Origin of the sequence: Labrenzia sp. C1B70 (assembly GCF_000475395.1) — a bacterium.
GTDB lineage: Bacteria > Pseudomonadota > Alphaproteobacteria > Rhizobiales > Stappiaceae > Roseibium > Roseibium algicola.
In genome coordinates this window covers 448,495-460,250 of sequence record NZ_AXCE01000012.1, presented here as the reverse complement: position 1 = coordinate 460,250, position 11,756 = coordinate 448,495, and the positions used below count along the sequence as shown (strand labels likewise).

The 11,756-nt window shown below is 59.6% G+C and carries 12 protein-coding genes; 9 read left to right on the top strand and 3 right to left on the bottom strand.

Features of this window, described 5'->3' with window-relative positions; all coding sequences use genetic code 11:
• Positions 1 to 130 precede the first annotated feature (130 nt).
• Positions 131 to 895, top strand: coding sequence for an alpha/beta hydrolase (locus Q666_RS50430; RefSeq protein WP_023000717.1), 765 nt, complete (start codon positions 131 to 133; stop codon positions 893 to 895).
• A 36-nt stretch (positions 896 to 931) separates the two neighbouring features.
• Here the strand turns inward: Q666_RS50430 and Q666_RS50425 are convergent, their stop codons facing one another.
• The 3 genes from Q666_RS50425 to Q666_RS64930 all read right to left on the bottom strand — a co-directional run bounded on the left by Q666_RS50425 (position 932) and on the right by Q666_RS64930 (position 4,740).
• Complete coding sequence (locus tag Q666_RS50425) at positions 932 to 2,008, bottom strand: DUF2336 domain-containing protein (protein ID WP_031269187.1); 1,077 nt, start codon at positions 2,006 to 2,008, stop codon at positions 932 to 934.
• Between the two features lie 105 nt (positions 2,009 to 2,113).
• The gene (gene fliP / locus Q666_RS50420; RefSeq protein WP_031269188.1) at positions 2,114 to 2,836 is read right to left on the bottom strand and encodes a flagellar type III secretion system pore protein FliP; all 723 of its coding nucleotides are present in this window, start codon (positions 2,834 to 2,836) and stop codon (positions 2,114 to 2,116) included.
• Between the two features lie 44 nt (positions 2,837 to 2,880).
• Entirely contained in the window at positions 2,881 to 4,740 is a 1,860-nt protein-coding gene (locus tag Q666_RS64930) for a flagellar biosynthetic protein FliO (RefSeq protein ID WP_023000720.1), read from the bottom strand.
• 423 nt (positions 4,741 to 5,163) lie between these two features.
• Here Q666_RS64930 and flgB point away from each other — a divergent pair, with 423 nt between their 5' ends.
• From flgB to Q666_RS50375, 8 genes are all read left to right on the top strand, one after another.
• Positions 5,164 to 5,568 (top strand): flagellar basal body rod protein FlgB, encoded by a 405-nt coding sequence (flgB, locus tag Q666_RS50410; protein ID WP_023000722.1) that lies wholly within the window; start codon positions 5,164 to 5,166, stop codon positions 5,566 to 5,568.
• A gap of 32 nt (positions 5,569 to 5,600) precedes the next feature.
• Complete coding sequence (gene flgC, locus Q666_RS50405; RefSeq protein ID WP_023000723.1) at positions 5,601 to 6,011, top strand: flagellar basal body rod protein FlgC; 411 nt, start codon at positions 5,601 to 5,603, stop codon at positions 6,009 to 6,011.
• A 34-nt stretch (positions 6,012 to 6,045) separates the two neighbouring features.
• The gene (locus Q666_RS50400; RefSeq protein WP_031269190.1) at positions 6,046 to 6,366 is read left to right on the top strand and encodes a flagellar hook-basal body complex protein FliE; all 321 of its coding nucleotides are present in this window, start codon (positions 6,046 to 6,048) and stop codon (positions 6,364 to 6,366) included.
• 24 nt (positions 6,367 to 6,390) lie between these two features.
• Positions 6,391 to 6,657, top strand: coding sequence for a flagellar biosynthesis protein FliQ (gene fliQ, locus Q666_RS50395; RefSeq protein ID WP_023000725.1), 267 nt, complete (start codon positions 6,391 to 6,393; stop codon positions 6,655 to 6,657).
• Between the two features lie 13 nt (positions 6,658 to 6,670).
• Positions 6,671 to 7,444, top strand: coding sequence for a flagellar biosynthetic protein FliR (gene fliR, locus Q666_RS50390; protein ID WP_023000726.1), 774 nt, complete (start codon positions 6,671 to 6,673; stop codon positions 7,442 to 7,444).
• 9 nt (positions 7,445 to 7,453) lie between these two features.
• Complete coding sequence (gene flhB, locus Q666_RS50385) at positions 7,454 to 8,533, top strand: flagellar biosynthesis protein FlhB (RefSeq protein WP_023000727.1); 1,080 nt, start codon at positions 7,454 to 7,456, stop codon at positions 8,531 to 8,533.
• A gap of 153 nt (positions 8,534 to 8,686) precedes the next feature.
• Entirely contained in the window at positions 8,687 to 11,239 is a 2,553-nt protein-coding gene (gene cckA / locus Q666_RS50380; protein ID WP_023000728.1) for a cell cycle histidine kinase CckA, read from the top strand.
• 52 nt (positions 11,240 to 11,291) lie between these two features.
• Positions 11,292 to 11,627: a cupin domain-containing protein gene (locus Q666_RS50375; RefSeq protein ID WP_023000729.1), complete on the top strand. Its 336-nt coding sequence runs from the start codon at positions 11,292 to 11,294 to the stop codon at positions 11,625 to 11,627.
• Positions 11,628 to 11,756 lie beyond the last annotated feature (129 nt).

Genomic DNA, 11,756 nt, shown 5'->3' with positions numbered 1-11,756 from the left:
ACGTGTCGCGATCCGCAGCACGTTCTCACAAAGAACCTGATTATCCGGCCTCATGGCCCCACCTTTCCGCTTTGCAGCGGTGGATGTGTCGGTTCGTTGGCTTTGGAACACCGGAAAAAGGAACTCCTTCATGTCCTTGAAAATCGTCCGGCGTCTTATCCCGGAATGGGGCACGACCTATGGTCCTGCAGGCGAGGGACCCTTTCCTGCCGTCATGGTGTTTCATGGCTCAGAGGGGGCATGGTCAGGCTGGAGCCATCGAAATGCGGTTCTCCTGGCAGCACATGGTTATCTTGCCTTTCCTTTCGGCTATTCGAAGGGGGGCAATGCCTGGAATGCCGGCAGCATTGAAAACGTGTCACTGGACAGAAGTCTGGAAGCCTTCCGGGCGCTGCGTGCATTTGAGGCCGTTGGTGAAAAGGCGGCATTCTACGGCGTGTCGCGGGGGGCTGAACATGCCCTTTTGCTGACAGCCCTGATGGCGGAGGAGGGTCTTGACGGCCTGCCTGACGCGGTGGCTGTGCACAGTCCGCCAGACGTTGTGTGCGGGGCGTTCGACAGCAAGGCTTACCGCGACGCTGGAGATCCAGGCTGGCAGCCATGGGACCCCGGTGAGCGGGCATGGTCCTGGCGCGGGTCTTCCGAGAACCTTCTTCCTACGAAACAGATCGAAATAGAACGCTATGACGGACCGGTTTTCCTGAGCCACGGGTCGGCCGACCGGGTCTGGTCAGTGGACATGACAAAGCGTCTGGAAGGGCGGCTTCTTGCCCATGGCCGGAAGCCGGAGGTTCATATCTACGAAGGCCAGGACCATATCCCGACCAGTGCCGCAGAAAACCTGCATCACGAGAACCTGCTGACATTTCTGGACAGAAATCTTCTGGCATCATGACTTTGCCGAGGGCGGCGGGCTGACCATGCACTCGTGTCAGGTGACTGCCTTCAGAAGCGACTGTGACGGCGGCTGACCAGGGTTCTGATGCGGTTTCTTGAGTTCGGACTTGTAGCGCATGACGAGTTCGGGAATGGACCGAGTGCTTCGGTCCAGCCACTCGCAGCGTGCTTTCAGGAAGTCGCGATAGGTCTTTTCATGGATGCCGGTCTGCAGCATCAGGCGCATGATCGCACCATCCGCATCGGATTTCAGCGTGTCGGAAACAACCTCGTCGGCGAGGTTGATCTTGCGGCTGATCAGCCAGATGGCCGCATCAAGGCGGCCTTCTTCGAACAGAGTTCGCAGAATTGCATCGAAGGACAACTCGCCGTTGGCAATCTGGATGCTGGCTTCGTGGCGCGAATAGGTGATGCCATCGAGGTCGATGCTGCCGTCGTGTCGCTCTTCGATGGTCTTCGCAAGGCGCTGCAGTTCGCCGGTTTCCAGTGCCTTCTTGAGGGGAGGCGGGATCAGCGGACAGTTGGTCTCCAGAATGTCCATCTGGGTTTGGAGAAATTCTTCGTCTTCCAGTGCACGCCTTGCAATGCCGGCGAGCACGTCTGCTTCCGTGTTTGCAAAGATCAGCAGGGCGAGTGTGCCTCGGACGGAAAAGGGCGCTGCCATATTATGGAGGAGCTCGTGGACCACATCCCGACTGGCCCGCGCAATCATCGTGTCGGTCATCTCTTCGGAAAGATCAGGTCTCTTTGCCGTTGACTTGCGCTTGTCGTTGCCGCCGTTTTTGGCGATCTGCATGAGACCGTTCTGGCTGATCATCGGCGAGCATTCGATCACCGGTTCCGACAGTTCGTAATCTTCCTGGGCGAGCCGGTCCGCAAGGTCGGGGATGATGCGGTCGGTTTTTGCAAGGCGTACGACAAGTTCGTAGCGTGCAGCGCGGTCCAGCTGGTCAAAAACCGAGAGAACAATTCGCGAAAACAGTTCCCGCTCCATCTCCGTCGGCTCGTGGTCTTCCGACCGCGCATATTCGCCGACGAGCGTGCGGATGAGTTTTGATCTCGCCTCTGGTTCTTTGATCCGGGCGAGCTGTTCTAATTGTTCTCTTAACACTGTCCTGCCGCTATTAACGAAGGGGCACAATTCGGGCCCGCACGGCTGTAACTATTACAGTCCTATCTTAATTTTCTTCTACTTTTAACGACTTGGCCGGGTGCTTCAGCCGCCACCGAAGCTCTTGACCAGGGAGCCGGCCACCAGGTTCCAGCCATCGACAAGCACGAAGAAGATCAGCTTGAACGGAAGAGAGATTACCACCGGCGGCAGCATCATCATACCCATGGACATCAAGACGGATGCGATCACGAGATCGATGATGAGAAACGGCAGGTAGAGCAGGAAGCCGATCTCGAAAGCACGTCGCAGTTCGGAGATCATGAAAGCGGGAATGAGCGTGGCCATGGAAAGGTCTTCCGGGCCTTCCGGTGCTTCTTCTCTGCCGGAGAGTTCCTCGAACAGGGCGAGGTCCTTTTCACGGACCTGGGACAGCATGAACGTCCGGAACGGATCGGAGGCGCGCTCGTAGGCCTGCTCGAATTCTATGTCCCCGTCGATGAGCGGTTGAACGCCTGCATCATAGGAAGCCTGCAAGGTAGGCATCATGATGAAGGCCGACAGGAACAGTGCAAGGCTGACCATCACCATGTTGGGCGGGGCCGTCTGCAGGCCAATAGCAGACCGCAAGAGCGACAGTACCACCACAATACGGGTGAAGCTTGTCACCATGACGAGAATGGAAGGCGCCAGCGACAGGATGGTCAGAAGGACAACCATCTGGACGGCGCGTTCCGTCAAGGTGGTGTCATCGCCAAAACCGACCGAGATTTCCTGCGCCGCAGCCGGTCCGGCCAGAACCGCGAGCAGTGCGGTCAGCAAAAGCATCAGGCGGATCAGACCGCCAGGCCGCAGGAGCGATTGCAAGCGCATCATCCGTTTGACTGTCCACCCAGTTCGTCCAGGATCTTCGCCATTTCTTCCTCGATGGGATTTCTGTCGCCCAAACCGGCGGAAGGCCTGACAGGCGCCTTGACCGGTGGCGCAGAGCTCGTCACGGGACCGCCGGTTGCAGGGGCAGGAGCTGCTACCGATGCCGCGGCAGACGGCGCGACCGTCGCGGTAGCGCTTGTGGTTTCTTCCTGCGTCTCTTCAGCCTCGTCGGCAGATGCCTCGTCAGTTGGCATTTCCGCAGCGGAAGACGCTTCGGGTTTGTCCTGAGCCGGGGTGGACGCTTCCGGCACGTCTTCCAGGAGATCGCCGATATCCAGCGAGAGCTCCCTGGAAGGAGCGGCTTCTGCGACCGACTGCGTTTCGGCTGTGGAGCCTTCTTCTTCCAAGGAAGCCGCTGTCCGGGCTTCATCATCCGCCGTGACGTCGGCAGGTTCGATTGCTTCCGTCGCTTCGGGCTCTGAAACATCGCTTGAAGAGTGTTGTGCATCGGCCATCTGGACGCTTTCGTCCGCCGTGTCCGCCATCGCCTGGCCGAGGTCGGCGGGCTGGTCCGGTTTCGGCATGCTTTCTTCCGCCGGTACTTCCTGCGCCGGGGCCTGTTGAGGTGTGGATGCTGCGGTCAAGGTTGCGGCAGCGAGCACCGGCTCCACCTTGTGCTCCGGCAGAACCTGCTCAACCGGCTTCAAGAGAGCGGTTTTGGCACGTGCCGCCGGTCCGGAAGCGGGCGGGGAGATCGTTCCGCCATAGGAAGGCCGGTCACGTGCCGTGAAGGGGCGTGCCAGGGACTTCAATGTGGAAGCCGTCTTGCTTTCCTGCGGGGCAGAGGGAGCCGGAACGGCAGGGCGCACTTCCGGCGCTTTTACGGATGCTGTTGCAGGTTCACTCGCCTGTATCTCAGCTTCCAGGGCAGCAGCAATGTCGACCTTGCCTTCGTCGGTGCTACGCGGAGGCGAAACTTCCGGCGAAGCAGGCGCGGGAGCGGCTGGTTTCGAAGCGGCCCGGTTGAATCCGTTCTGAGTGGCGGCACGTAGCAGATCGCTCGCGCGGCCCAGTCCTCCACCGCTTTCCGGCTTGTCAGGGGTGGTCTTGGGTGGCGTTGCCTGTTGGGCCGGGGGCGTCGGGGCTTGTACAGTTGCCGGAGCACTCTCGGCCGCACGCGTGGCGGTAAGTCGGGAGGGAGCGGGTTCCGAATAATTGCGTTGCGGTGCAGCCGAACTCACACTGGGGGCTGCCGGCGTGGCAGCCGGGGCAGCTGGTGCCTGATACGAAGGCGCGGCCGGTGCGGATGGCTGGGCCGCCGGAGCGGCAGGTTGCGGTGCCGGGGCGGCCTGTTGTGGTGCCGGTGAAGACGGCTGCGCTAACGGCGCGGCAGACGGAACTGGCGTACGTGCCTGGACTGCGGGTGCTGCAACTTCCTGTTCTTCAAGGAAGTCGTCGGGCCGGGCCGGGATCTCCGGTCCGGGGGCGACCGCGGCCTTGACCGGCATCGGCAGGTTCGAGGGAGACGGTTGTCCAGGCCGGGCCTGGGCCAGCGGGGTGTTGCGAACGATATTCTGTTCCACCACAACGTCGCTCGGGCCACCGACCAGTATGAGATGCTCGATATTGTCCCGGCGAATGAGCAGCAGCCGGCGGCGAGCGTCGACAGAAGCGCTGTCCATGATGGCAATCCGGGGCTGCCGGTTGCGGCTTTGTGGAGCACTTGCCCCCATCAGGCGCTTCAGAATGAAAATAAACAGTCCGAACAGCAGCAGCACGACGGCCAAAGCCAGGATGACTGCAATAGCCTGCGTGATGCCCCCGCTCACGTTGAATGTGGTCTCAATCCAGTTATACATCTTACCCTCGTGCCGCCCCGCTTGCGGTTTGATCGCGTGTGCCGGTTACTCCGGTTTTTTGCCTCAATTGGGGAGGTTTGCCTTTATCCCCAGTAATTCCGGCGGTTGAGCCTGTGCAGGCTCCTGTCTCGCAAACCTCTCGGCTTTTTTGTTTTTCCCCGTAGCGGCGGGAATGTTTTGCCCCGTCGGTACCGGTTCAGCCGCTTGCTGATCTGCTTCGAATCTCTCTAGGACTTAAAGTTAACAGAGGCAGGCAAATTTTGCCTGTTGGCGGCGCCTCTCTTTTTGCGAAATGCAAAGGAAAGTTGCCTCCTCCACTGGTTTTTGAAGGGTTTGGGCCGGAAGAGGTAAATGGCTGTTAACTTTTCATTAACCATTTGAGCGGCAATCATTGCCGGGTTGGTTAACGAATGGTGAATCGGAATGGCCATAACGGATCTGCCGCTTTTCCAGGCATTGAAATCCAAGATGCAGTGGCACCAGACGAGACAGAGCGTGCTGGCGCAGAACATCGCCAACGCGGATACGCCCGGATACATGGCGCGGGACGTGAAGGAATATACCTTCAAGGATCACATCGGGCGGCAGTCACTGAACCTGGCGACAACGACGACGGTGGCCGGGCACATTCCCGGGAAGCTGGGAAATACCGGTTCGGCCAAGATCGAGGAAGACGACACCTTCGAAGTCACGCCGAGCGGCAACAGCGTCAATCTGGAAGAGCAGATGATGCACATCACCGAGAACCAGATGGATTACCAGGCTGCGACAACGCTTTACACCAAGGGGCTCGGTCTGATCCGGACCGCGCTTTCCAAGAGTGTATGAGGCAAGGCAGCACAAGCTAGAGGACCGATAACATGGACCTGATCAAATCCCTGTTCATCTCGGCAAGCGGGTTGAGAGCTCAGAACGGGCGCATGCGCATCATCGCGGAGAACATCGCGAATGCGAACTCCACTGCCAAGACGCCTGAAGAACTGCCGTACCGGCGCAAGATCCCGACCTTCAAGAGCCATTTCGACAGGGAAATGGGCGCTGATATGGTCGAGCTGGGCAAGATCGCGGAAGACAACACGGACTTCCGTTCGGTGCACATGCCCGGGCACCCGGCGGCCGATGCCAACGGTTACGTGCTGCAGCCCAACGTCAACACGCTGATCGAAACGACGGACATGCGCGAAGCGCAGCGATCCTATGAAGCCAATCTGAACGTCATCGATTCCACGCGGCGGATGCTGCAGCGGACCATCGATATCCTGCGCGCCTGAGCGGCAGTCCTAATCCGGGAAGGGAGCCTTAGTCATGTCTACTCCGTCGATCGCAAATAATGCCTACCAGATGGCCGCCAAGCTGCAGCAGCAGGCGCGTGCGATCGAGGACAAGGCGGGCGCTCCCGAAGCTGCCGGTCTCGATTTTACCAAGCTGGTGGAAGAGGCTGTCGGCGGTGTCGTCGACAAGGGCCGTGTCGCAGATGACAAGGCTGTCGGTCTTGTCGAGGGCAAGGCTGACGTGGTCGACGTTGTCACCGCGATCGCCGAAACGGAAGTTGCTCTGGAAACGATGGTCGCCGTTCGCGATCGAGTGATTTCCGCCTATGAGGAAATCATGCGGATGCCGATCTGATCCGATGCGGCAAGGGGGCCTTTGATGACCGCTGGTGAAGTTCTCGATCTCGCCCGTGAAGGCGTTTGGACCATGATCCTGGTGGCCGGACCGGTCATGGTCATCGGTCTGTTGGTGGGTGTCGTCATCGCCTTGTTCCAGGCTCTGACGCAAATCCAGGAAATGACGCTGGTTTTCGTTCCCAAGATCCTCGCGATCTTCGTGACGATCCTGATTGCGCTGCCCTTCATGAGCCAGGTTCTGGAGGCCTTCATGGGCAGGGTTGCCGAAATGATCCTGACCACCGGTTAGGGCGTGGACCTTCATGACCATCCAGCTCGATTATCTGCCGAATATCGCAGCCATCTTCATGCTGATGTTCGCACGTATGGGCACGATGGTCATGTTGCTGCCGGCTCTGGGCGAAAGCACGATCCCGACACGGTTTCGGCTGACCATTGCCCTGGCGTTGACGATTGTTCTCTACCCCGTCGGTTCGCAGTATTACCCTGCCGACCTGACATCCAATACCTATCGCATGATTGCACTCCTGTTCGGAGAGCTGGCCATCGGCTTCGGCATCGGCCTGTGCGCCAAGATGATCACGTCCGTCTTGCAGATCGCCGGCATGATCATGGCCAACCAGTCCGGCCTTGCCTTCGCGCTTGGAACGGATTTCGCCAACCAGGGCCAGCAGGGGGCGCTGTTCGGCAACTTCCTGTCCATTCTCGGTATTACGCTGGTCTTCGTCAGCGACAGCCACTTCCTGGTGATCGCGGCGCTCCACGACAGTTTCACGATTTTTCCGCCTGGCCTTGCTCCGCCGGTCGGGGACTTTTCACAGAACGCGACGGAAACCGTTGCGCATGTGTTTTCCATCGCGGTGCGCATGAGCGCGCCTTTTCTGGTTGTCGGTCTGGTTTTCTATTTCGGCCTTGGCCTGCTCAACAAGCTGATGCCGCAGATGCAGATCTTCTTTATCGCCATGCCCGTGAATATCGCGATCGGGCTGTTCCTGCTCATGGTGCTGATCGCAACCCTGATGATGTTCTATCTGGATCATTTTCAGGAATCGCTCGGCAAGTTCATCGTGGGGTAGCGCTGCGCTATGGCTGACGATACCGACGACTCGGAAAAAACAGAGGACCCCACGCACAAGCGCCTGAAAGAGGCGCATGACAAGGGGGACGTACCGAAATCTCAGGAAGTCAGCACCTGGTTCACACTGGCCGGTGCGACGCTGATGATTGCCATTTTCGCGCCCAGCACCGCCGTGTCGCTGGGCGAGTTGATGAAGGGCTACATGGAGCATGCCCACCAGATTGCGGTGGACGGCTACGCACTGAAAGCCCTGTGGCGGGACACGGGGCAGTCGGTGGCTCTTATCGTCGGCATTCCGTTGCTGGCGCTGGTGATCATGGCTGTGGCGGGCAATCTCGTGCAGCACCAGCCACTGCTGACCGCGGAAACGATCAAGCCGAAATTCTCGAAGGTTTCACCGGCCTCCGGTTTCAAGCGGCTGTTTTCCGCCGACAGTCTCGTAAACTTTGCCAAGGGGATGGTGAAGATTGCCGTTGTCGGCGCCATCATGGTGGCGGTGATGTGGCCGCACCGCGACGAAGCGGAAGTTATGGTGTTCGCCGATACGAACATCATCCTGGAGGAGGCACGAATCCTGATCCTGCAGCTTCTGGCTGCCGTGCTGGCTGTGATGACGGTGGTTGCCGCGGCCGACTTCATCTACCAGCGCAACAAATGGTTCAACAAGCAGAAGATGTCCCTGCGCGAGGTCAAGGAAGAATACAAACAGACCGAAGGTGATCCGCAGGTCAAGGGCAAGATCCGCCAGCTGCGCATGGAGCGGTCGCGCAAGCGCATGATGGCGGCGGTGCCGCAGGCCACAGTGGTCGTGACCAACCCGACGCACTATGCTGTGGCGTTGAAGTATGAAGAAGGCATGGGAGCACCGCTCTGCCTTGCGAAAGGTACCGATGCGGTCGCGCTCAAAATTCGTGAGCTCGCCAAGGAAAGCGATATTCCTGTCGTCGAAAATCCGCCTCTGGCCCGCGCGCTTTATGCGACAGTCGAGATCGACCAGGAAGTTCCGGAAGAACACTACAAGGCCGTTGCCGAAGTCATCGGCTTCGTCTTCCGCATGCGCAAGCGCGCATCCTGGCGTGCCAACTAAGTTGCTCTCAAGGATAGCGGACTGAAAAAGTCCGCGGCAAACAGGTGAATTTCAACAGGACTTGGTCGCATATCAGTTGAAATCGGCTATTAAGCACAGAATGCTTATGTACGGCCCCTTCAAGAACCGAATCGGGCCCGGGAGACAGGATTGATGAGTGACATGGACGGGACGCCGAGCGGGCCGATGATCAGCCGCCCGGAACGTTCCGGTAATATAGGCCTTCTCATAGGCCTCGCACTGCTGCTCGTCGGCGCTGCTGCTGCCTTTGCGGTCATGGACCGCGAAGTGGCGCAGCCGTTTATTCTTGCACTGCTCGGTATCCTGGCCGTCGTCGGCGTTTTCTGCCTGTTTGCCGGAGCCATAGGCTTTCTGCGTCTGTCGGCCCGCCCAGGCGAAGCTAATCCGCTTGCCTCCGCTTTTGTCGATACCCTTGAAGACGGAGCGCTCATTACCGATCTGGACGGCCGGCTTGTCTATGCCAACAAGGCCTATGCGGATCTGACCGGCGCTGAAACCGCTGCCGACATCCGTGTGGTCGAGCGTGTGTTTTCCTCCGATCCGGATGCCGCCGACGCCATTTTCCGCCTGTCCCAGGCCATGCGCGACAGCCGCAGGGCGCAAGAAGAGATCCGCATGCCGTTCCCGCTCGGCAGGGCCGACGGCGCTGCGCGCTGGTATCGGGTGTCGATCCGCCCGTTGCAGGTGTCCAAGGAACGCGGTGGCGGCAAGCCCATGGCGGTCTGGCAGCTGGCCGATATCACCCGCGACCGGGCCGAACAGGAAAACTCGTTTCAGGAACTGCAGCGCGTCATCAATTTCCTGGATCACGCGCCGGCCGGTTTCTTTTCCTGTGATGCGGAAGGCCGCATCGTCTATCTCAACGCCACCCTGGCCGACTGGCTTGGCTACGATCTTGCCCAGTTCGACGCGGGTGACCTCGATCTTTCGAGCATCGTGCGCGGCGACGGCACCGAGCTGATCCGCTCGATCAAGGGTCAGGCGGGCGAGGTCAAGAGCGAAACCTTTGATCTCGACTTCGTCACCCGCAACGGACGCGGCCTGCCGGTGCGACTGCTCCACCGTGTGCCTTTCGGTGAAAACGGCCAGCCGGGTGACAGCCGCACACTGGTTCTCAACAGGTCTCGCGGTGAGGAAGCCTCCGAGGCGCTTCGGGCGGCGGAAGTCCGCTTTGCCCGTTTCTTCAACAACACGCCGATCGCCATTGCCTCGCTCGACAAGGAAGGCCGGGTCCTGAGAACCAACGCGCCGTTCCTGAAGCTGTTCGGTGCGGTCGACACGGATGACGAATCTCCCAAGCTGGAGGCTTATGTGGCCGAGAGCGGACGGCAGGAACTGGCGAAATCTCTCCAGGCTGCTGCCAACGGGATCGGCGAGATTGCGCCGATAGACATTCCCCTGGTCGAGGGCAATGACCCGCGTTCCGCAACCTTCTACGTTTCCGCAGTGCAGGAAGGTGAGGGTGACGGCGAAGCCGCCATCGTCTACGCGCTTGAAACCACCCAGCAGCGAGCCCTGGAAGCACAGTTCGCCCAGAGCCAGAAGATGCAGGCCATCGGCCAGCTGGCCGGGGGTGTCGCGCATGACTTCAACAACGTCCTGACTGCGATCATCGGCTTCTCGGATCTGCTTCTGGCAAGCCACAGACCGACCGATCCGTCCTTCCAGGACATCATGAACATCAAGCAGAACGCCAACCGTGCTGCCGGCCTCGTGCGGCAGCTTCTGGCCTTCTCGCGTCGTCAGACGCTGCGTCCGCAGCAACTCGAGCTGAACGACGTTCTGGCTGATCTCTCCATCCTGCTCGACCGCCTGCTGGGCGAGAAGGTGGAACTGAAGGTGATCCACGGCCGGGACCTGTGGCCGGTGATGGCCGACCTGAACCAGCTGGAACAGGTGATCGTCAACCTGGCGGTAAACGCGGGCGATGCAATGTCCGACGGTGGCCGTCTGACCATCCGCACGCGCAACGTCAACGAAGCCGAAAGCACACAGTTCGACAACATCCGCGGCATGCCACCGGGCGAATACACCCTTGTCGAGGTGGACGACACAGGCCATGGCATTCCGCCCGACGTGATGGAGAAGATCTTCGATCCGTTCTTCTCCACCAAGGAAGTCGGCAAGGGAACGGGCCTTGGCCTGTCGACGGTTTACGGCATCGTCAAACAGACCGGCGGTTTCATTTTCTGTACGTCCGAAGTCGATGTCGGCACGACGTTCCGTCTGTTCCTGCCACGCCACATTCCGAAGGTCGTGGAGAAGAAAAAGCCGGAGCCGAAGGAAGTCGAACCGGAAAAGGTCAAGGATCTGACCGGTTCCGCATCGATCCTTCTGGTGGAAGACGAGGAGGCCGTGCGTGCCTTTGGCGCCCGTGCCCTCGCGTCGCGCGGCTACACCGTCTACGAGGCGGGTTCGGGCAACGAGGCGCTGGAGGTCATGGAAGAGACCGACGGCAAGATCGACCTCGTGGTCTCCGATGTGGTCATGCCGGAAATGGACGGGCCGACGCTTCTGGTCGAGCTGCGCAAGACCCGGCCGGACCTCAAGATCATCTTCGTGTCCGGTTATGCCGAGGACGCCTTCGAGGAAAACCTGCCACCGGGCGAACAGTTCTTCTTCCTACCCAAGCCTTTCACGCTGAAGCAGCTTGCGACGACTGTGAAGGATGTCTTGAACGGATAGGCCGACCTGGTCCAGACTTGCCTCAACACCATCCGTTTGAGGCAAGAGGTCCATGCAGCTTCCAGATTTCATCCGAAAGTTTCCAGCTCTCGATGTTCCCTTTCCCGAGGACGTTGTCAGATCCTACGCAGTGCGCTCGGACGCCGGATTGGTCGTTTTTTTCGATTTCGTGAAGGACATGGTCCTTCCGCCGCATTCGCATCTGGCGCAATGGGGCACTGTCCTGAGCGGCGAGATCGAATTCACCATCGCTGGTGAAACAAGGACGATGGGTCCAGGGGCTATCTACGATATTCCCAGCGGGGCGGAGCACAGTGCGATCATCAAGGCCGGAACCAAGGTGATCGATGTCTTCGAGGAGCCTGACCGCTATCCGGTCAAGGGATAGCACTTCATACAGGCTCTGGTCGCTGCCGCCTGCTACTGAGTTGCACCGGTTCAGGTCTGACGGCATTCGGGTAAGGATTGCAGTTACCCTTCCATCCCGAATGCGCTAGAGGAAGGTCACGACAGGCTG